Below are 22,831 nucleotides of genomic sequence, written 5' to 3' on the forward strand. Positions count from 1 at the left end.
ATGGCAAACACGACAAAAGCTACACCTGAAAAACTGGCGCAGTTCTTGGAGGTTCTGGCCACCACCGCCAATGTCTCTGCCGCAGCAAAAAAGGTGCGCATTGATCGCACTCACATGTACCGGCTGCGTGATGACGACCCCGAGTTCGCCGCAGCCTGGGACGAGGCGGTCAAGCTCGGTACTGCTGCGCTCGAGGATGAAGCCGTCCGCCGGGCACATGACGGCACCCTCAAGCCTGTGTTCTACAAGGGCGAGCGCTGCGGGACCATCCGCGAGTACAGCGACACGTTGCTGATCTTTCTGCTGAAGGCGCGCGACCCTGAGCGCTTCGCCGACCGGCTAAAACAGGAAGTCACCGGTAAAGGCGGCGGCCCGCTACAGAGCGTGGCGGTCACCACCACCGACCCGATGGAAGCGGCCAAGATTTACCAGGACATGATGAAGAGCTGACATGCCGATCCCGTTCCCCTTCGACTTCAAGAACCCTGACTACGTGCAGGTGTTCGAGTGGCGAGTGGAGCGGCTGAAGCGCATTCGCGCAAATCCTGGTTCGTTGCCAGCGCTCAAGGCGTACTACCGAGACCACCCGGCCCAGTTCATCATCGACTGGGGCATGACCTTCGACCCTCGCAATGTCGAGCGCGGGCTACCTGCCAGCATCCCGTTTCTGCTGTTCCCGCGACAGGAAGAGTGGGTCGAGTGGTTCATGGATCGCTGGAAGAAACGTGAACCTGGGCTGACTGAGAAAACCCGCGACATGGGCATGTCGTGGCTGACGATCGGACTAGCCGACACGGTTTGCCTGTTCAACACCGGCGTTGTCGCCGGGTTCGGTAGCCGCAAGGAAGAGTACGTCGACAAGATCGGCGCCCCAAAGTCGCTGTTTTGGAAGGCGCGTCAGTTTCTGCAGATGCTGCCGCCCGAGTTTCGCGGTAGTTGGGACATCAACCGGCACGCGCCGCACATGCGGATTCTGTTCCCCGACACCGATTCGGTGATTACCGGCGAATCAGGCGACGGCATTGGCCGCGGCGACCGCACAAGCTTCTACATTGTCGACGAGTCGGCTTTCCTTGAGCGCCCGCAACTGGTCGACGCTTCCCTATCGGCTACCACCAACTGCCGGCAGGACATCAGCACACCAAACGGCATGGGTAATCCGTTCGCTCAAAAGCGACACAGCGGAAAAATCAACGTCTTCACTTTCCATTGGCGAGACGACCCGCGCAAGGACGATGCCTGGTACGCAAAGCAAGTAAGCGAGCTAGATGCCGTCACCGTCGCCCAGGAAATCGACATCAACTATTCGGCGTCCGTTGAGGGCGTCCTTATCCCATCGGCTTGGGTTCAAGCTGCGATCGGCGCCGCGGAGAAGCTAGGCATTGAACCAACCGGCGGCCGTAAGGGTGCGCTTGACGTCGCTGATGAGGGAGCGGACAAAAACGCCTTCGCCGGTCGCACGGGGATCGAGTTAGATTTTCTGCGCGAATGGTCCGGTGTCGGCAGTGACATCTACCAGACTGTCATCAAAGCGTTTTCCATCTGTGACGATTTGGAGCTTGATGGATTTGAGTATGACGCCGACGGCTTGGGCGCAGGCGTCCGTGGCGACGCCAATCAAATCAATGCCACGCGCCAAAAGGAAAATATCCGCTCTATCAACTGCGACCCGTTTCGAGGCTCTGGCGAAGTACTGGATCCTGAAGGGGAAATGGTCAAGAAGCGGAAAAACAAAGATTTCTTTTCCAACGCTAAGGCGCAAGCCTGGTGGGCGCTCCGACTGCGATTCCAAGCGACCTATCGCGCAGTTGTTGAGGGGCTTGATTACGACCCCGACGAGATTATTTCCATCCGCTCGGATCTTCCTGAGCGCGCCAGACTGCAGATTGAGTTGTCGCAGCCGACATTCAGCAAGAACGGCGCCGGCAAAATCCTCATCAACAAAAAACCGGATGGCACAAAGTCTCCCAACCTAGCCGACTCGGTGATGATCTGTTTCCGGCCAGACATCGGCAATAAAACTGGCCTACTCACCTTCATGGCCCAGGCGGCGAAACAAGCCAAAGCCAACAAGCAGTAACCCCACCCAGCCCGCCTCGCGCGGGCTTTTTCGTATAGGTCCCCCCATGGCAACTTTTCTGATGCACCCGCCCGGCGCGGGCAGCTCGACCATTACCGTGAACGGCCGGAAATACTCGACCACGCCCGGTACGCCGATCCCGGTACCCGACTTCGACGCCGCAGTACTGCAGGCGAATGGCTGGATGGCCACCACCAACGGCGGCACCGGCACCACTGTGGCCCGACCGCTCAACCCCAAGTCCAACACCGTTTTCTACGACTCCACGCTCGGCATCGATGTGGTGTGGGACGGCAAAACCTGGCGCAACAAGATCACCGGCGCCATCGCATAACAGGGAATGATGGCCATGGCCGAGAAGAAACCGATTGATCCGGGGCTGGTTGCTTGGGCTACTGCGTTCCCGAAGGCGGCAAAATCGGCCAGAGTCGCATCCGCCGGATCCTCTCCGGCAGACGAGTTCATGGGGCCGCTCAATCCGCCGCAGCCGTCCGTAGAGCCGTCATTGGCCGCCAGCGTGATCGGGCGCCGGTTCGACTACGACGCCGGCTACAACATGCGGACGCGCCCGCGCCAGGGCGAGGCCGTTACGTTCGACCAGATGCGTGCGCTGGCGGACAACTGCGACATTCTCCGGCTGGTGATCGAAACCCGTAAGGATCAGGTCGCCAAAATCAAGTTCGCGGTCAAGCCGCGTAGCGACAAGCAAGAGCGCGACGCGCGCTGCGACGATGTCGAGGCTTTCCTGCAGTTCCCCGACGGGGAGAATACCTGGACGGACTGGCTGCGCATGCTGCTCGAGGACATGCTGGTCATCGATGCCGCCACCGTCTACCCGAGTATGACCAACGGCGGTTTGCCGTATCAGATGCAGTTGATCGACGGTGCCACGATCAAGCGCGTTCTTGATGCGCGTGGCCGGACACCGCTATTGCCCGCCCCGGCGTACCAGCAGGTCATCAAGGGTGTAATTGCCTGCGACTACACCTCTGACGAACTGATCTACGCACCGCGCAACAAGCGCACGCACAAGGTCTATGGCTACTCTCCAGTCGAACAGATCATCCTGACGGTCAACATCGCCATCCGGCGAGCCATGGGCCAGTTGCAGTATTACACCCACGGCTCTATGCCCGATCTGCTGTTCGGCGTGCCGGACACTTGGCAGCCGGACCAGATCAAGACCTTCGAGGAGTATTTCAACGAGCTACTGTCGGGTGACACCGCGGCTCGGCGCCAAGCCAAATTCGTCCCGGGCGGCATCAAGCCGATCGACACCAAAGAGCGCGCACTCAAGGACGATTACGACGAATGGCTGACGCGCATCATCTGCTACGCCTTCAGCGTGTCACCGCAGTGGGCCACCAAGCAGATGAACCGTGCCACGGCCGAGACGGCGAAGGAACAGTCGCTCGAGGAAGGCCTGGAGCCGATCAAGCTGTGGGTGAAATCGATCCTGGATCGCATCATCTGGCGCTACTTCGGTTTCCACGATCTCGAGTTCGCTTGGGTCGAGGAAGAAGCAACCGACCCGCTGGTGCAGTCGCAGATCGTCGACAGCAAGGTGCGCGGCGCACGGATGACCATCAACGAGGCGCGCGCCGCCGACGGCATGGATCCGGTGGAAGGTGGCGGCGTGCTGCTGATCTTCACGGCCACCGGCGCCGTTACGCTCGATAGCGTGCTCAATCCGCCGCCGGTCGAGCCCGGGCCAGAGGGCGACCCGCCGCCAGGATTGGACAAGCCGGCCGAGGACAACGCCACGCCGCCACCTGGCGAAAATCCGCCGTCCGAGGAATCGAAGAAGGTCGCCAAGTCGGCAAAAAAAGCGCTGCGCCCTATCGACCGGGAACGCAAGGCCATTCTGGCATTGCGCGCCAAGCTGAAACGGGCGCTGACGGATCTATTCACCGAGCAAGCGGATGCGGCTGTGGCGCAAGCCACCCAGACCATGGGCAAGATCGCCAAGGGGCGAGAGTTCCCTACTGACGAGTTGCCCGACTTCGACTTCTCGCCGCGCTCTGATGAGCTTGTGCCGCAAGTCGTCTACATCCTGTCCGCCGCAGGCAAGGATGGCGTCAAGACAGCCACCTTGCAGATCGACGCCGAGCTGGATGACGACGCGCTCGAGCTAGCCAACGAACGGGCGGTGCAGTTTGCCAACGACCGTGCCGCCGAAATGGTCGGCAAGAAGTGGGTCGACGGCAAGCTAGTCAACAACCCGGACGCGCGCTGGGTCATCGACGACACGACGCGCGACCGGATGAATGCGGTTGTCGCGCAAGCGATGGAAGAAGGCTGGTCAAACGACGAGCTGTCCGACGCCATCAATGACGACTACGCCTTCTCCGACGCGCGCGCCGACATGATCGCCCGCACCGAAACCGCCAATGCGGACATCGCCGGCAACCTGGCGCTCTACAAGTCCAGCGGCATGGTATCCAACAAGCAGTGGCTCACCGCGCCGGACTGCTGCGACGAGTGCCAGGATCTGAACGGCGCCGTAGTGGACATCGATGACGATTTCGAGGGAGGCGGCCCACCGCTACACCCGCAATGCCGCTGCGACGTCCTGCCGGTGCTTGATGACGAGACAGACGACAACTCCGACCAATGAACCCGCCCCCGTGGCGGGTTTTTTCATGGGTGAATCATGAAATTCAAACAGTTTGCAACGATCAGCAAGGTCGAAGAGCACGACGACGGCACTGTGACCGTCGAGGGCATCGCCTCCGACGGCAGCACGGATCTTGCCGGCGAGATTGTAGCGCCCGATGCGATGAAAGCGGCCCTCCCCGACTTCATGCGGCTAGGAACCGGCGCGCTACGTGAGATGCATCAGCCGATGGCGGCGGGTCGCGTCGACGATGCCTACGTCAATGACGCCGGCGAGACGATCATCCGCGCGCTTGTTGTCGACCCTGTGGCCGTGCTCAAGGTCAAGCAAGAGGTTTACAAGGGGTTCTCCATCGGCGGCAAGTCCACGCTGCGCGAGGCGAACGTGATCAAAGGGCTAAAGCTGACTGAAATCAGTCTGGTGGATGCGCCCTGCAACACCAATGCGGTCTTTCAAGTCTGGAAGGCCGATGGACTCGAGGACAACCAGATGGAAGCTCAGGAAGAACTGGCCTTGATGATCCAGAAGGGCGACATCACGCATGAAGCCTTGCTGGAGCTGGCCAAGGCCAAAAAGCCGAAGGACGACGACCAATCGACTGCCGCTGACGATAAGGCGGGTAGCACCGACCAAACCGGCAACGACAGCAACGACGGCCAGGATGGCAACGGCGATGGGGCCAAAGGCGGCGACCAGAACGTTGACGAAAAGAACAAGGATAAGGCGGCCAAATCCGCGCCTGAAGGCGATGTCGCGAAAGGCATGTGGACGCTGCAAGACTTCGCCGCGGTACTCCAGTCGTTGAGCTGGATCGTCGGCGATGCGCAGTACGAGGCCCAGGCCGAAGGCGACAGCAGCCAGATCCCGGCTCAACTGCGCGACTGGGTTGCCCAAGGCGCCAAGATTTTCACCGATATGGCGGCCGAGGAAGCCGGCGAGTTGGCAGCCAACCTGCAAACGCTGGTGCCGCCGCCTGTCGTGGTCGCGGTCGACGATGTGGCGCTGGCCGATGCTGGCGGCGATGTCGCCAAGGCCGGCGCGAAGTTCAGCACCGACACCAAGACCGTCCTGGACAAAGCCACGGCGTCGATTCAAGCCGCTCTCGATGCCCTGAAGTCCTTGGGCCACAACGACGACGCAGCGGACAACCAAGCCGCAGATGATGGCAAGTCGACCGATAAGGCAGTGGTAGCCGGCGACGTCGCCAAGGCCAGTGCCGGTACCGACATCGCCAAGCTGGCCGACGATCTCAGCAAGGCGCTAGCCGCCAATGCGGATCTGGCCAAGCGTTTCGACACGCTATCTGCCCAACATGACGATCTGCAAAAGCGCTTCGATGCACAGCCCGCGCCCATGAAGGGCGTGGCCATGGCCGTGTCGAAGGGCGAAGACATCAACGGCACGCACACCGCGGAAGCTGTAGAGCCGGTGCGCAAGGCCGACGGAACTGTCGACGACTTTGCCACCGAGATCAAAAAAGCGCAGCAGTCCAACGCGTTCCAAGTGTTCCGATAATCACCGGGCGTAAAAGCCCACTCCCCCCACCGCCTACGGGCGGTTTTTTTACGTCCGCAGCCGCCCATCGAGGCGGCTTTTTTATTTCCGAGGGAAAAAATGGGTGCACTCGCTGAAGTAACCAACGAAACGATGGACTTGATCAAGTCGTCTTACGGTAACGACATTTCCAAGTCCATCACCACCGCGTCGGGCCTGGTCGCCTACGACCTGCAGGCGCCGGCCAAAAACCTATATCCGGTCTACACCCCGCTGCGCAATAAGATTCCGCGTACCGGCGGCGGCAAGGGCGTGGCCACCAACTGGCGCACCGTGAAGTCGATTACGGGCTCCGGTTTCGACACTTCGCCGTGGTTGCCGGAAGGCCAGCGTTCGGGCCGTATGAGCTATGCGACCGCGCCGAAGGCTGCCAACTACGTGACGCTGGGCGAAGAGGACAGCGTCACCTTCGAAGCGACCAACGCGGGCCAAGGCTTCGAAGACGTGCGCGCCACCATGACCGCACGCCTGCTGCAGAAGTTCATGCTGAAGGAAGAAAACGCCATCCTGGGCGGTAATGCCACGCTCCAGCTCGGCACGCCGAGCGCACCGACCGTTTCGGCTTCCGGCACCGGGGGTACCCTGGCCGCCGCCACCTACTCGGTTATCGTCGTCGCACTGACCCAGGAAGGCTTCTACAACTCGAACATTTCCGCCGGCGTCGCAACCACCAAGACCGTTACCGGCGCCGATGGACAGACCTACGTTCTCAACGGCGGTTCGTCCAACAAGTCGGCCAACGCCACCCAGGCGGTAACCCTTGGCCAGAGCCTTGTTGCCAGCGTATCCCCGGTCATTGGCGCAGTCGGTTACGCCTGGTTCGTTGGTGCGGCTGGCTCCGAGTCGTTGCAGGCCATCACCACCGTCAACAGCGCGGCCTTCTCGGCGCCGCTGGCTGGCGGTCGTCAAGCCGTTTCCGCGATTACCGGCGACTGCTCGGCTAACCCGGGTCTGGCATTCGATGGCCTGCTCTCCACCGCCTTCAACCCGGCAAACTCGGCCTACGTGTCCATGCAGCCGACCGGTAACGCCGGTGTCGGCACCCCGCTGACCGCCGGCGGCCGCGGCAACGTTGTCGAAATCGATGCGATGCTGAAAAACATGTGGGACGGCTACAACCTGTCCCCGACGGTGATCTACGCCAACAGCCAGGAAATCAAGAACATCACCGACAAGGTGATGGCGACTGCCAGCGGCACGATCCTGCGTATGCAGCAGAACACGAAAGAGCCGTATGCGGTTGTGGCCAACGGTGTGGTATCGGCCTACTACAACCCGTTCATGCCGAATGGTGGCCAGATCATCCCGATCATCATTCACCCGAAGGTTCCCCCGGGTACGCTGATCGGCTGGTGCGAAGATCTGCCGATCTACTACCAGAACAACGAGGTGCAGAACGTGGCGGAGATTAAGACCCGCCAGGACTACTACCAGATCGACTGGCCGGTTCGCACTCGTCAGTACGAAACCGGCGTTTACGCCGAGGAAGTCCTGGCAATCTACGCGCCATTCGCCATGGGGATCATCGGTAACATCGCCAACGGCTAATCGCACAACCAACCTTGACCGGCCCTCTTGTGGGGCCGGTTTTCTTTTGGAGCGTTCCAAAATGAGCGATCAAATCAAACTGATGGCCCCGGAGAACTGTGATTCGTTCAACTTCGGCGGCCAAGAATACGACGTGTCGGATGACGGTACCGTCGACGTGTCGGCCGGTGCCGTCAAGGATCTGCTGTCGCACGGCTTTACCGTGTCGACCAGCCAGGACACGCCGCCGGCGAAGGGCAAGCGTGGCCAGAAGGCGGCGGCTAAGCCCGCAGACGTGCCGGCCGACGCCTCCACCGAAGGCAGCCAGGACACGCCGCCGGCTACCGATTCTGCCGGGAGCTGATCATGTCCACGCTGACGTCACTGGCGAACGTCAAGCAGTGGTTGACCCTGACCACCACGACCGATGATGCCATGCTGACGCGGCTGATTGCCGCGGCCAGCACGTTTATCGAGACGTGGCTAAATCGCACGCTTGGCCAGCAGCAATACACCGAGACGCGGAATGGTAACGGCAAGCAAACCATGCTGCTGGGCAACTACCCGGTGACGGCAGTGACGGGGGTTCAGATCAACGGCGCGCCGGTTCTGCCCTCTGCCGCATTCGGTCAGGCTGGCTACACGTTCGACGGCACCACGCTCTACCTGACGAGCTACACATTCGCGCGCGGACGGCAGAACGTGCAGATCCAATACACCGCAGGGTACGCCACCATCCCGCTCGACATTGAGCAGGCCTGCATCGACCTGGTGTGCGTGAGGTACAAGGAGCGGCAGCGCATCGGCGAGCAGTCGAAGGCAATCAATGGCGAGACCGTGAGTTTCATGATCAAGGATCTGTCGCCGTTCGCGTTGTCGGTTCTCCAGAACTACAAGCGCGTGGTGCAGCCATGATCAAGGGTGCCATCACCGGCGACCGTGAGGTGATCGCTCGGTTCACGCACATGCCGAGCAACCTGCTGGACAGGCTAACAAAGACCATCACTCGGCTTTGCATCAAGCTGCGAATCATGGTGGTTCAGGACTACCTGTCCGGCCAGGTGCTCAATGTGCGCAACGGGCGCCTGCGCCGCAGCATTACCTACGACGTGAGCCACGCAGGCATGTCGGATGTGACCGGTACCGTCGGCACCAACGTCGCATATGCCCGCTTCTTCGAGAAGGGTTTCCACGGCACCGAGAACGTGCGCGAGCACCTGCGCTTGGTGAAAAAGGCCTTTGGCAAGGAGCTACGATCTCCGGTCTGGTCGACGGTACGCGCCCATCCTCGTCAAGTCGACATGGATGCCAAGTCGTTTCTGGCGCCGGCGCTGAAAGGCATGACGCCAGAGATCCTGGATCAGATCAACGCCGCGGTGAAGGAGGCACACTAATGAATCTGCCACGCGAAACCATTTACGCGGCCTTGTTTGCGCGCTTGGCGGCCATTCCAACGCTGGTCACCACGTCGCGGAAGCTTCGGCACTGGTCCGATGTCCAGCCAGCCGAGCAGCCGGCGCTGTTCCAAGCACAGAAGAACCAGCGCGGCGTCGTCACAACGCCAGGCGCCCCGACCAAGTGGACGCTGCCGGCTGATGTCTACCTCTACGCCTGGGCGCCGGACGACCAATTGCCATCCAGCATCATCAACTCGCTGCTCGATGCCGTCGAAGCGGCGCTGGTACCGGATAACCCAATGACCGGCAAGTGCACGCTAGGCGGCTTGGTCGAGCACGTCTATCTCGACGGGGAAATCGAGACGGATGGCGGCGTCTTGGGCAATCAGGCCATCGCAATCATCCCGATCAACATCGTCACCACGTAGCCGGCGCCAACCGGCCAGTTGTTTCAACACCCGCCACTCGGCGGGTTTTTCATTTTGGAGACTCAAATGGCGCAATACGCTTTCGGCGCGGGCAACATGTACGTCACCCAGCTTATCGACGCATGGGGCAATACGATCGCCACGCCTACCCCATTGCCGCTGATGGTCATGCAGGAAGGGAGCATCGACTTGTCGGCAGACAGTAAGGAGCTGTACGGCCAGAATCAATACGCTGCGGCCGTTGCGCGCGGCAAGGGCAAGATCGCAATCAAGGTGAAGCCGGCCCGGATCTACGCCGGCATCTGGAACGCGCTTTTTTTCGGCCAAAGCCTGACCTCTGGCCTGCTGGCCATCAACACCGACAACGTCGGCACGGCGATTCCTGCATCGACCCCTTATACCGTGACCGTGGCACCGCCGAACAGCGGCACATTCGTTGCCGACATGGGCGTGATCGGCGCCAGTGGTTCGCCGTTGGCCAAGGTCGCCAGCAACCCGGCAACCGGCCAATACGCCTGCTCGGTCGCCGGCGTCTATACGTTCGCCGCGGCCGACTCCGGCAAGATGGTCTACATCAACTACCAGTACACCGTCGGCAGCTCGAGCGCCGGTACTGCGCAAATGCAGACCGTGCGCAACCTGCCGATGGGCTATGCGCCGCAGTTCCGCGCCGACCTCGGCGTGTCGTACCAGGGGAAAATCGTTACCTTCTCGATCCCTCAGGCCGTTTCCACCAAGATGACCCTGGGCTTCAAGAATGAAGACTTCATGATCCCCGAGTTCGATTTCTCGGCAATGGACAACGGTACCGGCAACGTTCTGACCTGGTCCACTTCGGAGTAAGCAACCATGATCGAAGGCGTAAAACTCAAACTCGGCGGTAAGGATCTGATCGTGCCGTCCCTGTCGTTCAAGCAGATCAAGGTTTTGCTGCCGACCGTGCAGAAAATCGGCGGCAAGGGCGTATCGGCCGAGAACATGGACGACATTGCACTGGTTGTCCATACGGCCCTAAGCCGGAATTACCCCGACATGACCGTTGAGGAGGTCGAGGAAGCCCTCGACATGAATAACGGGATGAAGGCAATTCTTGCTGTCATGGGTCAATCAGGTCTGGAGCTTGTCTCCGAGGGGGAAGCGGAACCGGGGAGCCGTTAGATTGGGATCTGCTGTACTCCCACATCATCGCTTGTACGGGTTGGACGTGGGAGTACATCGACGATTTCATGACGATTCCCCGGTTGGCGGCCATGAACCGCTATTGGCAAGACAATCCGCCGCTGCACTCGATGGTGGCGGCCTACTTCGGCATCGGCAAAGTCAGCCAGACCAGCAACACCCCGCGCGACCCTGGGCTTGATGAAGCTGGACAGAGCTTGTTCGACCTTTTACCGCGCGCGTAGAATCCTGTGACATTTATGTCAGGGGTATTCTATGAAAAGAGTCATTATTACTGCCCTTTGTGTCTTGCTGTTCGGATGCGCGGGCACTCCATTCAAATGGGGATCGGCCCGTCAAATCAAATCAGGCATGACGCCGACAGAGGTTACGCAGATTATGGGGGCACCGTATTCCGTGACGGCGTCAGGCGAGAAATTGATCTACACATGGGTTGACGTCAACAGCTTGACAATGTCGACCAAATCGCTTGCTGTCGTATTCATCGATGGCAAAGTCAAGCAGGCTCCTGTAATTCCACCCGATTATCAATAGCAAGTAAATCTTAAGAAGCCGCCCAATTCGGGCGGTTTTTACATTTCAGCCTCACGGTTCCCCGTGGGGCTTTTTTTGTCCACGGCTAGGGTAGCTCCCGAACATCTGGCGCCAAGACCCTGCACAACGCCGGCCGCCGTGGACGCCTTTCTTTGTGCAGGCGAGGGTAACAACATGACCGATCTGACGATTTCGAATTTCAGTGACTTGGTGATGATGGCCGGCGACAGGATCGTCACCGACTCGCGCCGAGTGGCAAGGCATTTCGGCAAACGGCACGACAACGTTCTCCGCGCATACGATCGCATCGAGTGCAGCAAAGAATTCAACCAACTCAATTTTGAGGCAGTTGAATACATGGATGCCAAGGGTGAATTGCGCCGCATGATTCGCATGACCAAGGACGGCTTCATGTTTATGGTCATGGGGTTCACTGGCAAAAAGGCCGCACAGACTAAGGAATCCTTCATCGTTGCCTTCAACGCCATGGCCGACCACATTCGCCGGCAGTCTGCCAGCGCCTGGCAGGAATACCGCGCTGCGGCGATTGAGTTCGAGAAGGGCCGCGACACGGCCAGCCTGTGCGGCAAGGGATTGCGGCGCTGGCGCACCATAAAGCACGCGCTCGAGGATCGCCTAGATCGACTCGAATGCGAAGTTCAACCTGCCCTCTTCCTTAACTGACCCGCTCCGGCGGGTTTTCTCATTTGTGAGCCGCCATGTCAGATAACGTCGAAGTAAAGATTACCGGCAATGCCGCTGGCGCGGTTGCCGCGATGACGGAGGCCAGTCAGGCGGTCAAGATCGGCGTCGAGTCGATGAAGGGACAGATCGAGCGCATGGGCTCGCTGTTCGAGGCGGTACAGTCCAAGTTCGCCATGCTCTCAGCGGTGCTTGCAGGCGGTGCAGCTTTCAAGGCGGCAATGAAAGCCGCAAGTGATTGGAACATGCAGGCGGGTGGCATGGCGCGCCAGCTTGGGATCACGACTCAGCAAGCATCGGTTCTGGCTGTGGGCCTGCATAGCGTCGGTGTCAGTACCGACACCTACCGCCAAGCAGCCATGCTGCTGACCCGCCAAATGTCGGCGAACGAGTCGGCATTCAAGACGCTGGGCGTATCGATCAAAGACACGCACACCGGCGCGTTGCGGCCGATCACCGAGATCATGTCCGACGTAAATACCAAGCTTGGCAGCATCCATAATGCCACCGAGCGAAATACCGCGGGGATGAAGGTATACGGGCGAGGCTGGGCAGAAGTACAAGGCGTGCTGAAGCTAAACGCCGCGGCGATGAAGGAAGCGCAGGAAACGGCTGAGCGACTACACCTCATTGTCGGCCCGGACGGTGTCGCACAAACCAAGGCCTACGCCAAGGAACAGCGCGAGCTGGGGCTGATCGCCGAGTCGCTGGAAATTCAGCTCGGCAACACCCTGATGCCTTCACTGGTTGATCTCGGCTCCTGGCTTGGGGAGATCGGCCCGCGAGCGGCCGATGCATTCGGCAAAGCGATGGATCTCGTAAAAACCGCCGTAGGCGGTGTATGGGAAATCGTCAAAGCCCTTGGCGAACTGTACAACCAAGTCTGCACCGAAGTGGTGGCCGCTGTGGCATCCGCCTTTGGCGAGAAGATTCCCGCCGATTTCGATGCCTTCGGCAGTGCAGTCAAAGTCGTGCAGTCTTTGTTTATCGCCTTCAAGTTCGCCGTACTGGAGTGCATCCAGTTCATTGCCGGCTATCTCGAAGCCGGGGCAAAAAATTTCGAGACATTTGGCAAGGTAGCCAACGATGTGCTGCACCTGGACTTTGCCGGCGCAAAAGCAGACATGGCCGCTGGGTTTGACGCGATCGCGGCCATTGTCAAACGCCGTGCCGCCGAAATGGTGGCAATCAAAAACGCGGCTGACGCCCAAGTCAAGGACGTGTGGAATGGCAAAAAGAAAACGCCGGAAGAAGGCGCCCAGCCATCGGAAGATGGCGCAGACAAGCACCTCGACTTCAACAAGGGGAAGAAAAAGGGCGGCGGCAGCGACCGCATGGCCGCCTGGCGCGACGAGCTGACGCAGAAGAAGGAGGCCGAGGGCGACTATTTCAAGTCCTCGCTGGACATGGAAGAGAGCTTTTGGCAATCCAAGCTCGCGCTCATCAAGGGTAACAGCAAGCAAGAGGTCGCCGAGCGCCGTTCCATCCAGCACGAGCTTTACCAGATCCACAAGCAACAGGCCGAGCAGCAGCGCCAGCTCGACGACGAGTCGATCGCGCAGAAAGAGAAGCTGGGCAAGGCTGACGTCGACGCCGCGCGCGAGGCGGTGCAAGCCAAGAAGGATTTGGGAGAGATCAGCGATGTGCAGGAGCTGCAATCGCTCCAGCAGCTCAAGGATTTGGAGTATCAGATCGAGCTGAAGGCACTGCAGGACAAGCTAGCGCTTTACCAGGACGACAAGCTGGCTAAGCAAAAGCTGCTCGACGAAATCGCCCTGCTGGAAAAGCAGCATGCTACACAATCTGTGCAGTCTGCCAACCAGATCGCCCAGGCTCAGAAAAAGCAGTCCGAGCAAATGCTGGCCCCGATCACCTCAGCAATGGATAAGTCGATCACCGGCATGATCATGGGTACGCAGACGTTGCAGCAGGCTGTATCCAATATCGGCCAGAACATCATCGCCGAATTCGTCAACATGACGATCAAGCGCGGTGTCGCCTGGGCGGCCTCTGAACTGGGCATGACCGGGGCGACCGAAGGTGCTACGGCTGTGCGCACCACTTTGCAGGCCACGAGTTCCACTGCGGTGGTTTCTGCCAAGGGAGTGGAAGCAACTGGGGTAGTCAGCGCCAACGCAGCCGAAGCCGCATCCGGTGCGGCAGCATCGGTAGCGAGCATTCCCTTTGTGGGCTGGGCTATGGCGGCCGGTGTGTTCGCGTCGACCATGGCGATGGTCATGGGCGCCAAGGGATCTATTCCATCAGCTCGAGGCGGTTTCGACATCCCGGCCGGCATCAACCCACTGACCCAACTCCACGAGCGCGAAATGGTGCTGCCGGCCGCGCAGGCTGACGCCGTGCGCGATATGGCCAATGGGGGTGGTGGAAGTGGTGCCATGCACTTGCACGTCCACGCGGTCGACGCGCAGAGCGTGCAGCGCCTATTTGCGCAGAACGGGGCGCAACTGACCAAGGTCATGCGAGAGCAAAAGCGGAGGTTCGCTCGATGAGCAATGCGGTCTATCCGGTCTTGGCCGGCCTGGCGTGGCCGGTCAAGCGCACACCGGAATGGAACACGCGCGTGCAGAAAACGGCCTCCGGGCGCGAGCTGCGCGCGCAGTTCTACTCGTACCCACGCTACACCTACGAACTGCAGTACGAGTTTCTACGAGGAGACCAGAAAAACGCCGAATTCCAAGCCCTGATGGGCTTTTTTAATGCCCGCGGCGGCCAGTTCGATACCTTCCTGTTCGACGATCAGTGTGATGACACCGTCCCGGCAAGCGCCCCGCAGCAGTTTGGCATCGGTGATGGGTCGAGCACGACTTTCCAGCTCGCGCGCGCCGTTGGCGGATATGTCGAACCGGTACTGGCGATCAATGGCACACCAACGATCTTGATCAGCGGAGCGGCGACCTCCGCTTTCACCGTTCAAGCGAATGGAATGATCCAGTTCGCCAGTCCGCCGCCGGCCGGCGCTCCGCTGACGTGGTCAGGTCAGTTCTACTGGGTGGTGCGCTTCGCCCAGGACACGGTCGATTTCGAAGAGTTCGCCTACAACTTTTGGCGTCTGAACAAGGTTCAACTTATTACGGTGAAGCCATGAGACAAGCGAGCGCGCAACTACGGGTCTTGCTGGCCTCGAATCAGTTCCTCATGGCCGATCTGTACACCTTCACACTGATCAGCGGCACGGTACTGACGTATACCGATGCCGATATCAATCTCAAGATGAACGGTGTCACCTATCTGGCCACAGACGCGAAGATCCAGCGTAAGGGCACCAAACTGCAGACTGGGATGACCGTGAACTCGATAGAGATCGATGTCTACGCTGGGGTGAACAATCTTGTGAATGGCATTCCGATGCTTCAGGCGATTTCAACCGGCGCATTCGACAGCGCCGACGTCATCGTGCAGCGGGTTTTCATGGCCACCTGGGGCGACACGTCGGCAGGATCCATCATTCTGTTCACAGGCAGAGTGTCAGATGCCACGGCAACGCGCACCAGCGCGGCGTTGACGGTCAAGTCGTATCTCGATCTGCTCAACATCAACATGCCACGCAATCTGTATCAAGCCTCTTGCTCAAACAGCCTATATGGTCTGGGGTGCGGGGTGAATCGCGAGGCAGTGGCCGTCAGTGCGACAGCCGGCGCCGGGTCGACCGCCAGTACCGTCAAGGTTGCCACCAGTAAGCCTGATGGTTGGTTCAACCAAGGATACTCGCTATTCACCGGCGGACAGAATGCTGGTCTACGCCGGACGATCAAGGTGCATGCCTCCGGACAGGTGCTACTGGCGGCACCACTGCCCTACCCGGTATCCGCCGGCGACACGATGAAACTCTATCCCGGCTGCGACCACACTCAGGCCACTTGCATCAACAAGTTCGGCAACGGCGCGCGTTGGCGTGCCATGCCATTCATTCCGGTACCGGAGACGGCGACGTAGCCCCGAGCAGGGGAATGCTCAACGCGGACAGATCGTACTCTTCCAGCAGGATCTGCAGGTCGGTTCCGACCTGATCAAGAAGTGTTTCGGCATGCACCTGAAGGGTGATGTAAGGGATGCTTCGGTACCCTCGTTCGCTGAGAACCAGCGGTCGATGCCTGCCATCGATGAACTTTACGCAACCCGATGCATTTACTTCCACGAACGGCACTTCTAGCCAGTCGAAACTCTTGGTTTGTAGGTGCGGAAGTCTATACGGGTTTGGGTAACCCGGCATCTGATACGCAAAGTCGAGGATCTTCCCCGGATCAACCGGAATAATGCAGAGGCTCATATCCCGATTCGGCGGGACTCTGAAGAGTTCTTCATACGGATAACCCGCCGGCCGCTTGCAAATGATTCGCTTCAACATGCTTTCTCCTCTCTAGGTTTTCCCTCAGAAACCATATTTTATTTGGTACTCATATGTATTGCGCAAGTACAAGCATGCGGCAACGCGTAGTCGATGAGGCTATGACATGGCTGCGTACGCCGTACCACCATGCCGCCCGGGTGAAGGGTGCCGGTGTGGACTGCGCGCAGATCCTGATCGCCGTCTATTCGGAGGTAGGACTGATCGATGATTTTCAGCCGGATGACTACCCGTCCGACTGGATGCTGCATCGCTCAGAGGAGCGCTATCTGTCGCACGTGACTCAATACGCACACCAAGTCGAGGCGCCGAAACCTGGGGATCTGATCGTCTGGAAGTTCGGCCACTGTTTTTCCCATGGCGCCATCGTCGTTGATTACCCGCTGATCATTCACGCATACCGGCCAGAACAGATGGTTGTTATGGGCGACGCTACACAGCCAGCGCTCGCGCGGTGCGGCGCGAAGGAGCGGGAAGTCACCTATTGGTCACTTTGGAAGGAATAACCCATGAGCGGACTTTTCGGTGGTGCCAAGACGCCGCAAAGCCAGACGCCGTCGGCCGTCTCCGATCTGAGCGTGCAAACCTCCAGCTTTGGCAAGGTCGTGCCGCTGATGTGGGGGACAAACCGGGTAACGGGCAACTTGATCTGGTACGGAAATTTTCAGTCGCACGCGCACCAGTCGAGTGGCCAAAGTGGCGGCAAGGGTGGCGGTGGTGGTGGGGGCGGAGGAACGACGAGCTACACCTACAGCACATCTTGGGCAATGGGGCTGACCGAGGGGCAAATCCAGAACATTGGCAACGTCTACGCCAGCAAGGCAGTCGGCAGCACCAGCAGCTACGGCTTGTCGGTCTTCCCTGGCGTTACGCCGCAAGCGCCATGGTCTTATCTGACCAGCGCGTTTCCATCGCTCGCCATCGGCTATTCCGGCCTGGCCTATATCGCTGCGGCCAACTTCGACCTGGGCAGCAACACTTCGTTGCCGAACTTCTCGTTCGAAATTTTCGGCCCGTTGGCCTATAGCTTCACCGGGTCCCAAGACGCACCGCCGGCAGCCGTGATGCAAGATTTCTTGACCAACAGCTACTATGGCGCATTGTTCCCGTCTTCGAAAATCGGTGACCAGACAGCGTGGGATAATTTCACCAAAGCGGCCGGGTTGCTGGTTTCGCCGGTGCTCGACACGGCAGCCGAGGCCCACCAGTTCATCGACGAACTCTGCACCGTGACATGCTCGGCCGCCGTTCCTGGCGCCGAATCGCTGCGTATCGTCCCTTACGCGGACGTTCCTATCACTGGCAATGGCGTTACCTTCACGCCGAGTGTGGCACCAGCCTACGACCTAACGGACGATGATTTTCTGGATGATGGCAGCACCGACCCGGTTGTCATGAACCGCGGCAACTCGGCTGACGCCTACAACTCTGTGACGGTCGAATACCTTGACCGCACGAACCAATACAATGCCGCAACCGTCACGGCGCAGGATCAGGCCAATATCGATCTGTTCGGTCTGCGACCGAGCCCGACGATGCAGATGCACATGATCACGTCGGCAGCGATCGCGCAGCAGGCGGCGCAGTTTGCATTGCAGCGGTCGTGCTATGTGCGAAACACCTACCAGTTCAAACTTGGCTGGCGCTACATCCTGCTGGAACCGATGGATGTGGTGACAATCAATGATGCCTTTCTCGGTCTGAACAAATACCCGGTGCGGATCACCGAAATCGACGAGGACAACGACACCGGCGACCTCACCTTCACGGCGGAAGACTTCCCCGATCATGTCTCGACGCCATCACTCAATGCGGTACAAGGCGGCTCGAGCTACGCCACGAATCTGAACACGCCGCCGGGGTCGGTTAATCAACCGGTCATCTTTGATGCGCCGGGCGTCATGACCGCCTCGGGATTCGAAGTCTGGGCCGCCGTTTCAGGCGGATCGAACTTTGGGGGCTGTAATGTGTGGGTTTCCGAGGATGGCAACACCTACGTCAAAGTGGGCGCCATTCACGGGTCGGCGCGCCACGGGGTGTTGTCTGCTTCGCTGGCGACTGGCACCGACCCTGACACGTCGAACGCGCTGGCTATCGATCTGAGCGTCAGCAATGGTCAGCTCATTTCTGGCACGCAGGCGGACGCCGATCGGTTCAACACCCTCTGCCTTGTCGGCTCGGAGCTGATCAGCTACCAAACGGCCACGCTGACCGGCGTCAATCGGTATTCGCTGTCATACCTGCGTCGGGGCATCTACAACAGCAAGTCCGGCGCGCACGCTGCAGGCGAAAACTTCGTGCGCCTGGATGCGTCGGTGTTCAAGTACGCATACGACCGCAAGCTGCTCGGCTCGACGATCTATCTGAAGTTCACCGCCTTCAATCTGTACGGCGGTGGCGAGCAGAGCCTAGCGGATTGCACAGCCTACCCCTATGTCGTCGGCGGCAGTATCTCCCGGCCGCCGAACGTCACCGGGTTTACAGCTAGCCAGAATGGCAACGTGGTGGTGATGCAGTGGAACAGCCTCAGCTCGATCGGGAACATTGCGGGCTACGACATCCGGTACGCCCCGGCCGGTGATGCTGTATGGGCACATGGCACGCCAGTGACGCAGGCCACCGCCGGCACGCTAATCACTACCGCCACGTTGCCACCTGGCAGTTGGGTGTTGATGATCTGCGCGGTGGACACATCGGGCGTGTATTCGGCCACACCGGCAACGTTCCAGTTCGCCATGCAGAACGTCAATTCCCTGCTAGCCAAGATGCAGCAGGACCCGGATTGGCTATCTCGTTTCACGGCTGGCCAGGTGAGCAATTTTGTCTATCACTGGACGGGCAAGCTGGTACCGCAAAGCCAGGGGGTCGCGGCAAACGATGGTTGGAGCACGTTCGACAGTTACGTGCCAAACCCCTACCCGCTTTGCACCTATCAGGCGCCAGAGATTGACCTTGGCAGCGACGGTCCAGTGCGAATTCACGGTGATATCGTCTCAGTTCTCGGCCCCGGAGCCCCTGGTATCGCCGCACCAGGTCTACAGATCGATACACGCACGTCGACCGGCCAGTACGGCGGCTTCACGCCGTGGACAATCGGTACGCTGACATGCCGCTACATCAAATTGCGCATCGCAGCCGACTCAACGGTCGGGCTGCCGGTCATCACCGGCTTTTCCCCGACAGTAGACGGTGAGCAAATTTCGCAGTCCGGACAGGTTACCGTCCCGGTTGGCGGCGTAACGATCGCGTTCGCACGTCAGTACCACATGAAGCCGATACCGCAGGCAACGACCATCGGTGGTACTGGCCTGATGGCCGTTGTCACCACTGTTTCCACCGCTTCGATGACGATCAAGGTCTTCGATACCACCGACACCGATGTAGGCGGCACCGCAACCTGGTCCGCCGATGGAGTGTAATTTATGGTCGCAGCATTCAATCAAACCAACTTCACCACGCAAGATTCGGCCACCTACAAGGCCTCGATCGATACCAATTTTGCTGTGCTGGCGCGCAACGGGCAGATGTTCGCCCCGCATGCGGCGGCATCGCCGAATATGACGATGGCGGTCGACCCTGGCTATGTGTTCGACGGTATCAACGTCACCACGCAGAGCCTGCAAACAACGTCGCAGATAAGCGCGCCGGTCAGCAACCCACGTATAGACCTGGTGGTTTGCGACATCTACACCGGGCAAGTGTCAGTGGTGTCAGGATCCGAGGCCGCCTCGCCGTCGGCGCCAGCAATCCCACAAGGCAAGTTCCCGGTCGCCCAGGTATTGCTCGCGGTCGGCGTGCAGGCCATCACAAGCGGCATGATTACCGATGTGCGCTGCGTGACAGCACCGCCGGAGCGCTCGCTTTCTGGCAGTGTCATCACCAGCGCATATAGCGCGCAGACAACCGACTTGGGCCGGACGTTGAAATTCAACGGTTCGTTCTCAGCTTCGTTGTCGGCCACGCTAGGCGCCGGGTGGTGGGCAAACATCAAAAATGTCGGCTCCGGGGTGATTACCTTCACACCGACCAGTGGGACAATCGACGGCGCGGCGTCCGTTCAACTGAATGCTGGCCAGGGCGGCAGCATTCTTTTCGATGGGGCAAACTTCTATTCGTTTGGGTTGGGCGGTGCCGGCAACCCTACCGGCACCATCATCAGCAGTGCCTGTGCGAGCCCTCCGACCGGCTATCTAGCCTGTGATGGGTCGGCCGTATCGCGTGCGGCCTATTCTTCGCTGTTTGCGGCCATCGGTACGACCTTTGGCGCTGGCGACGGCAGCACGACCTTCAACGTGCCAGATGCTCGCGGAGTGGCCTTGCGTGGCGTCGATGGTAGTCGGGGATTGGACTCTGGGCGCACGCTGGGTAGCTATCAAGCCGACGCGATTGCATCGCACTCTGTCGGTGTGAGCGATCCTGGGCACGCGCACTCGGGGATTGTTACCAACAACACCCAGATCGGTAACAACGGGTCGGGCACTTACCCAAACGGCGGCAAGTTTACCGTGTCAGCCTCCTCTACCTATTCTGGAGTTGGGACTGCAGCCCTGTACAACAACCAAGGCCAGGCGTTTGGTACAACCTCAAGCACGACCAGCATTTCCGCCTCATATTCCGGCGCCGCTGAAACGCGCATGAAAAACCTGGCCGTCAACTTCTTCATCAAATACTAGGCCCAACCATGAACACAAAAACCGTGTACCAATGCGATGCGGCCGGCGTCTATGCCGGCGAGACGGTGGCTCATGAGTCGCCGCTCGAGCCGGGCGTCTTTTTGATCCCTGCCGGAGCGGTTCAGACTGCGCCGCCGACGATTCCCGCCGGCCAACGCGCCATCTGGATGACCGACAGCCAAAGCTGGCGCCTCGAAGCTGTCCCAGTCGATCCGCCCCCCGCGCCCCCGGCTCAGACCCAAACTGATCTGTGGGCGCAGTTCCAAAAACAGGCCAAGACGAAGCTTGATGCATCCGATACCACGATGCACCGAGTTGCCGAGGCTGTAGCACTTGGCCTCACGACTTGGACGGCACCTGACGTCGTCACGTATGTCGAGATGCGCCGGAAACTTCGAGCGATTTTAAGCCAGCCAAAGCCGGACTCGATCCCCGATTCACTGCCCGACGCGCCGTACCCAGCCAATACCTAGCCCACACGGGCAAACCAATTCAGCCGCCTCAGGGCGGCTTTTTCATGCCTGAAGGGGGCTGATCGTGAGTGACCTGACCGAAGAGCAAAAACGCAAACTGGAAGAGATGCTGGACACCTGGGACTCGGCGCACCGCGCCATCCGAATGCTGAATTTCATGGGGCGCATGCTGAAATGGGGGGTCGGGCTAGCCGCTGGCTTGGCCATGATTTGGGGGGTATTTCACGGGAAGACACCGCAATGATCGATACCAAACTCATCTGCGCCGCCACCGGCTGCCCGCCGGCACGAGCGCAACAATGGCAACAGGCTCTATCCGACGCCTGCACCAAATACCTGATCAATACGCCGCGTCGAATCGCGGCGTTTCTGTCTCAGGTTGGGGTCGAGTCGGCCGGACTATTGGCGCTGAGCGAAAACCTCAACTACTCAGCAACCGGCTTGCTAGCCACTTTCCCGACGCACTTCGACCAAGCTGAGGCCGCGCAGTACGCTCGCCAGCCGCAGAAGATCGGCGCGCGAGCCTACGCCGGCCGGATGGGCAACGGTGACGAGGCTAGCGGCGACGGCTGGGTATTCCGTGGCCGTGGACTGATTCAGATCACCGGCCGGCAGGGCTATGCAGCATGTGGCAAGGATCTAGGCCTTGACCTGATCGCGCATCCTGAGCTGCTGGAGCAGCCGGCGAACGCCGCGCTTTCTGGTGCCTGGTACTTCGTGACCAATGGGTGCCTGCCTCTGGCGGATGCCGGGGACATTCGCGGCGTTTCTGGCGTGATCAACGCCGGCAACAAAGATGCCGACCCAAAGCGCATCAACGGCTACCCGCAACGTCTGGCACTGTACGGCGCTGCAACAAAGCTACTGGCGGCCTAGCTATTTCGCCAGTCGAATGTCGAGCCGGCGCCCTACTGCAGACAGCGCCGCGGCGAGCGTGTCGATCTTGGTGGTGTGCGCGAGGTCGACGATGCGACCGACTTCCTGCTTTGTCGTGTGCATCCGGCTCGCCAGCTCGACGTTGCTGATTCCCTGGGCCACAAGTTCATTCAGCAGCAGCACCTTGGCGGCGATGCTGGGCGGCAACTCGACAAACTGTTCGCCGGCTTCTGCCTTGGACGGTGCCGGCACAGCGCGGCGGTCTTCGAAATAGAAGTCCATCGCGGTGACCAGGGCATCGGCAGCCATGGCGGCGGTTTCTTCCACGGTTTCACCCTGGGTGATCGCCTCCGGGATGTCGCGGAACGTAGCCACAAAGCCGCCTTCGGCCACCGGCTCAAATCGCGCGGGATAACGCATATCTC

Annotated in this window: 26 protein-coding genes; 24 read left to right on the top strand and 2 right to left on the bottom strand. The window is 59.9% G+C overall.

Going from position 1 to position 22,831, the window contains the following annotated elements; translation table 11 throughout:
- From DFP86_RS03475 to DFP86_RS03555, 18 genes are all read left to right on the top strand, one after another.
- The gene (locus tag DFP86_RS03475; RefSeq protein WP_133678611.1) at window positions 1–450 is read left to right on the top strand and encodes a terminase; all 450 of its coding nucleotides are present in this window, start codon (window positions 1–3) and stop codon (window positions 448–450) included.
- A gap of 1 nt (window position 451) precedes the next feature.
- Window positions 452–2,080, top strand: coding sequence for a hypothetical protein (locus DFP86_RS03480; protein WP_208108206.1), 1,629 nt, complete (start codon window positions 452–454; stop codon window positions 2,078–2,080).
- 46 nt (window positions 2,081–2,126) lie between these two features.
- Entirely contained in the window at window positions 2,127–2,414 is a 288-nt protein-coding gene (locus DFP86_RS03485) for a hypothetical protein (protein WP_133678612.1), read from the top strand.
- Window positions 2,415–2,429: 15 nt separating this feature from the next.
- On the top strand, window positions 2,430–4,697 hold the full coding sequence (locus DFP86_RS03490; RefSeq protein ID WP_166642134.1) for a phage portal protein: 2,268 nt from the start codon (window positions 2,430–2,432) through the stop codon (window positions 4,695–4,697).
- A 36-nt stretch (window positions 4,698–4,733) separates the two neighbouring features.
- Window positions 4,734–6,212, top strand: coding sequence for a hypothetical protein (locus DFP86_RS03495; RefSeq protein WP_133678614.1), 1,479 nt, complete (start codon window positions 4,734–4,736; stop codon window positions 6,210–6,212).
- 99 nt (window positions 6,213–6,311) lie between these two features.
- Entirely contained in the window at window positions 6,312–7,799 is a 1,488-nt protein-coding gene (locus DFP86_RS03500; protein WP_133678615.1) for a hypothetical protein, read from the top strand.
- Between the two features lie 61 nt (window positions 7,800–7,860).
- Window positions 7,861–8,142 carry a hypothetical protein gene (locus DFP86_RS03505; RefSeq protein ID WP_133678616.1) on the top strand — a complete coding sequence of 94 codons (282 nt, stop codon included), beginning with the start codon at window positions 7,861–7,863 and terminating at the stop codon, window positions 8,140–8,142.
- A 2-nt stretch (window positions 8,143–8,144) separates the two neighbouring features.
- Window positions 8,145–8,693 (top strand): head-tail connector protein, encoded by a 549-nt coding sequence (locus DFP86_RS03510; protein ID WP_133678617.1) that lies wholly within the window; start codon window positions 8,145–8,147, stop codon window positions 8,691–8,693.
- Window positions 8,690–9,172: an HK97 gp10 family phage protein gene (locus DFP86_RS03515; RefSeq protein ID WP_133678618.1), complete on the top strand. Its 483-nt coding sequence runs from the start codon at window positions 8,690–8,692 to the stop codon at window positions 9,170–9,172. The genes DFP86_RS03510 and DFP86_RS03515 overlap by 4 nt, the downstream gene beginning before the upstream one ends.
- On the top strand, window positions 9,172–9,603 hold the full coding sequence (locus DFP86_RS03520; RefSeq protein ID WP_166642135.1) for a hypothetical protein: 432 nt from the start codon (window positions 9,172–9,174) through the stop codon (window positions 9,601–9,603). Before DFP86_RS03515 ends, DFP86_RS03520 begins: the two co-directional genes overlap by 1 nt.
- Window positions 9,604–9,669: 66 nt before the next feature.
- Entirely contained in the window at window positions 9,670–10,446 is a 777-nt protein-coding gene (locus DFP86_RS03525; RefSeq protein ID WP_133678619.1) for a hypothetical protein, read from the top strand.
- A 6-nt stretch (window positions 10,447–10,452) separates the two neighbouring features.
- The gene (locus DFP86_RS03530) at window positions 10,453–10,761 is read left to right on the top strand and encodes a hypothetical protein (protein WP_133678620.1); all 309 of its coding nucleotides are present in this window, start codon (window positions 10,453–10,455) and stop codon (window positions 10,759–10,761) included.
- Between the two features lie 68 nt (window positions 10,762–10,829).
- The gene (locus tag DFP86_RS19225; protein ID WP_166642136.1) at window positions 10,830–11,006 is read left to right on the top strand and encodes a hypothetical protein; all 177 of its coding nucleotides are present in this window, start codon (window positions 10,830–10,832) and stop codon (window positions 11,004–11,006) included.
- Window positions 11,007–11,037: 31 nt separating this feature from the next.
- Entirely contained in the window at window positions 11,038–11,316 is a 279-nt protein-coding gene (locus DFP86_RS03535; RefSeq protein ID WP_133678621.1) for a hypothetical protein, read from the top strand.
- A 174-nt stretch (window positions 11,317–11,490) separates the two neighbouring features.
- On the top strand, window positions 11,491–12,000 hold the full coding sequence (locus tag DFP86_RS03540) for a Rha family transcriptional regulator (protein ID WP_133678622.1): 510 nt from the start codon (window positions 11,491–11,493) through the stop codon (window positions 11,998–12,000).
- Window positions 12,001–12,035: 35 nt separating this feature from the next.
- Complete coding sequence (locus tag DFP86_RS03545; protein WP_133678623.1) at window positions 12,036–14,528, top strand: hypothetical protein; 2,493 nt, start codon at window positions 12,036–12,038, stop codon at window positions 14,526–14,528.
- Window positions 14,525–15,124, top strand: coding sequence for a DUF2460 domain-containing protein (locus tag DFP86_RS03550; protein WP_133678624.1), 600 nt, complete (start codon window positions 14,525–14,527; stop codon window positions 15,122–15,124). The genes DFP86_RS03545 and DFP86_RS03550 overlap by 4 nt, the downstream gene beginning before the upstream one ends.
- Window positions 15,121–15,972: a DUF2163 domain-containing protein gene (locus tag DFP86_RS03555; RefSeq protein ID WP_133678625.1), complete on the top strand. Its 852-nt coding sequence runs from the start codon at window positions 15,121–15,123 to the stop codon at window positions 15,970–15,972. Before DFP86_RS03550 ends, DFP86_RS03555 begins: the two co-directional genes overlap by 4 nt.
- Here DFP86_RS03555 and DFP86_RS03560 read toward each other — a convergent pair.
- Window positions 15,944–16,384, bottom strand: a complete 441-nt coding sequence (locus DFP86_RS03560; protein WP_133678626.1) for a hypothetical protein — start codon at window positions 16,382–16,384, stop codon at window positions 15,944–15,946. The two genes, DFP86_RS03555 and DFP86_RS03560, sit on opposite strands and share 29 nt — an antisense overlap.
- 101 nt (window positions 16,385–16,485) lie before the next feature.
- Here DFP86_RS03560 and DFP86_RS03565 point away from each other — a divergent pair, with 101 nt between their 5' ends.
- The 6 genes from DFP86_RS03565 (at window position 16,486) to DFP86_RS03590 (ending at window position 22,406) form a co-directional block, all read left to right on the top strand.
- Window positions 16,486–16,890 carry an NlpC/P60 family protein gene (locus tag DFP86_RS03565; RefSeq protein WP_243729295.1) on the top strand — a complete coding sequence of 135 codons (405 nt, stop codon included), beginning with the start codon at window positions 16,486–16,488 and terminating at the stop codon, window positions 16,888–16,890.
- A 3-nt stretch (window positions 16,891–16,893) separates the two neighbouring features.
- A complete protein-coding gene (locus DFP86_RS03570) occupies window positions 16,894–19,803 on the top strand; it encodes a phage tail protein (protein ID WP_133678628.1) in 2,910 nt (969 codons plus the stop codon).
- A 3-nt stretch (window positions 19,804–19,806) separates the two neighbouring features.
- Complete coding sequence (locus tag DFP86_RS03575) at window positions 19,807–21,057, top strand: tail fiber protein (RefSeq protein WP_208108207.1); 1,251 nt, start codon at window positions 19,807–19,809, stop codon at window positions 21,055–21,057.
- Window positions 21,058–21,065: 8 nt separating this feature from the next.
- Window positions 21,066–21,530, top strand: coding sequence for a hypothetical protein (locus DFP86_RS03580; RefSeq protein ID WP_133678629.1), 465 nt, complete (start codon window positions 21,066–21,068; stop codon window positions 21,528–21,530).
- A 64-nt stretch (window positions 21,531–21,594) separates the two neighbouring features.
- Window positions 21,595–21,774 (top strand): hypothetical protein, encoded by a 180-nt coding sequence (locus DFP86_RS03585; protein WP_133678630.1) that lies wholly within the window; start codon window positions 21,595–21,597, stop codon window positions 21,772–21,774.
- Window positions 21,771–22,406, top strand: coding sequence for a glycoside hydrolase family 19 protein (locus DFP86_RS03590; RefSeq protein WP_133678631.1), 636 nt, complete (start codon window positions 21,771–21,773; stop codon window positions 22,404–22,406). The genes DFP86_RS03585 and DFP86_RS03590 overlap by 4 nt, the downstream gene beginning before the upstream one ends.
- Here DFP86_RS03590 and DFP86_RS03595 read toward each other — a convergent pair whose 3' ends face one another.
- Window positions 22,407–22,826 (bottom strand): type II toxin-antitoxin system HicB family antitoxin, encoded by a 420-nt coding sequence (locus tag DFP86_RS03595; protein WP_133678632.1) that lies wholly within the window; start codon window positions 22,824–22,826, stop codon window positions 22,407–22,409.
- Window positions 22,827–22,831: the final 5 nt, after the last annotated feature.

This window comes from Paludibacterium purpuratum (assembly GCF_004363805.1).
GTDB lineage: Bacteria > Pseudomonadota > Gammaproteobacteria > Burkholderiales > Chromobacteriaceae > Paludibacterium > Paludibacterium purpuratum.

Excerpts from the sequence above, each read along its gene's own strand:
- DFP86_RS03580 (WP_133678629.1), top strand. The coding sequence starts at position 21,066 with ATGAACACAAAAACCGTGTACCAATGCGATGCGGCCGGCGTCTATGCC.
- DFP86_RS03565 (WP_243729295.1), top strand. The coding sequence starts at position 16,486 with ATGACATGGCTGCGTACGCCGTACCACCATGCCGCCCGGGTGAAGGGT.
- DFP86_RS03575 (WP_208108207.1), top strand. The coding sequence starts at position 19,807 with ATGGTCGCAGCATTCAATCAAACCAACTTCACCACGCAAGATTCGGCC.
- DFP86_RS03590 (WP_133678631.1), top strand. The coding sequence starts at position 21,771 with ATGATCGATACCAAACTCATCTGCGCCGCCACCGGCTGCCCGCCGGCA.
- DFP86_RS03520 (WP_166642135.1), top strand. The coding sequence starts at position 9,172 with ATGAATCTGCCACGCGAAACCATTTACGCGGCCTTGTTTGCGCGCTTG.
- DFP86_RS03495 (WP_133678614.1), top strand. The coding sequence starts at position 4,734 with ATGAAATTCAAACAGTTTGCAACGATCAGCAAGGTCGAAGAGCACGAC.
- DFP86_RS03545 (WP_133678623.1), top strand. The coding sequence starts at position 12,036 with ATGTCAGATAACGTCGAAGTAAAGATTACCGGCAATGCCGCTGGCGCG.
- DFP86_RS03530 (WP_133678620.1), top strand. The coding sequence starts at position 10,453 with ATGATCGAAGGCGTAAAACTCAAACTCGGCGGTAAGGATCTGATCGTG.
- DFP86_RS03510 (WP_133678617.1), top strand. The coding sequence starts at position 8,145 with ATGTCCACGCTGACGTCACTGGCGAACGTCAAGCAGTGGTTGACCCTG.
- DFP86_RS03525 (WP_133678619.1), top strand. The coding sequence starts at position 9,670 with ATGGCGCAATACGCTTTCGGCGCGGGCAACATGTACGTCACCCAGCTT.
- DFP86_RS03560 (WP_133678626.1), bottom strand. The coding sequence starts at position 16,384 with ATGTTGAAGCGAATCATTTGCAAGCGGCCGGCGGGTTATCCGTATGAA.
- DFP86_RS03595 (WP_133678632.1), bottom strand. The coding sequence starts at position 22,826 with ATGCGTTATCCCGCGCGATTTGAGCCGGTGGCCGAAGGCGGCTTTGTG.
- DFP86_RS03480 (WP_208108206.1), top strand. The coding sequence starts at position 452 with ATGCCGATCCCGTTCCCCTTCGACTTCAAGAACCCTGACTACGTGCAG.
- DFP86_RS03490 (WP_166642134.1), top strand. The coding sequence starts at position 2,430 with ATGGCCGAGAAGAAACCGATTGATCCGGGGCTGGTTGCTTGGGCTACT.
- DFP86_RS03555 (WP_133678625.1), top strand. The coding sequence starts at position 15,121 with ATGAGACAAGCGAGCGCGCAACTACGGGTCTTGCTGGCCTCGAATCAG.
- DFP86_RS03540 (WP_133678622.1), top strand. The coding sequence starts at position 11,491 with ATGACCGATCTGACGATTTCGAATTTCAGTGACTTGGTGATGATGGCC.
- DFP86_RS19225 (WP_166642136.1), top strand. The coding sequence starts at position 10,830 with ATGACGATTCCCCGGTTGGCGGCCATGAACCGCTATTGGCAAGACAAT.
- DFP86_RS03505 (WP_133678616.1), top strand. The coding sequence starts at position 7,861 with ATGAGCGATCAAATCAAACTGATGGCCCCGGAGAACTGTGATTCGTTC.
- DFP86_RS03550 (WP_133678624.1), top strand. The coding sequence starts at position 14,525 with ATGAGCAATGCGGTCTATCCGGTCTTGGCCGGCCTGGCGTGGCCGGTC.
- DFP86_RS03485 (WP_133678612.1), top strand. The coding sequence starts at position 2,127 with ATGGCAACTTTTCTGATGCACCCGCCCGGCGCGGGCAGCTCGACCATT.
- DFP86_RS03475 (WP_133678611.1), top strand. The coding sequence starts at position 1 with ATGGCAAACACGACAAAAGCTACACCTGAAAAACTGGCGCAGTTCTTG.
- DFP86_RS03535 (WP_133678621.1), top strand. The coding sequence starts at position 11,038 with ATGAAAAGAGTCATTATTACTGCCCTTTGTGTCTTGCTGTTCGGATGC.
- DFP86_RS03570 (WP_133678628.1), top strand. The coding sequence starts at position 16,894 with ATGAGCGGACTTTTCGGTGGTGCCAAGACGCCGCAAAGCCAGACGCCG.
- DFP86_RS03515 (WP_133678618.1), top strand. The coding sequence starts at position 8,690 with ATGATCAAGGGTGCCATCACCGGCGACCGTGAGGTGATCGCTCGGTTC.
- DFP86_RS03500 (WP_133678615.1), top strand. The coding sequence starts at position 6,312 with ATGGGTGCACTCGCTGAAGTAACCAACGAAACGATGGACTTGATCAAG.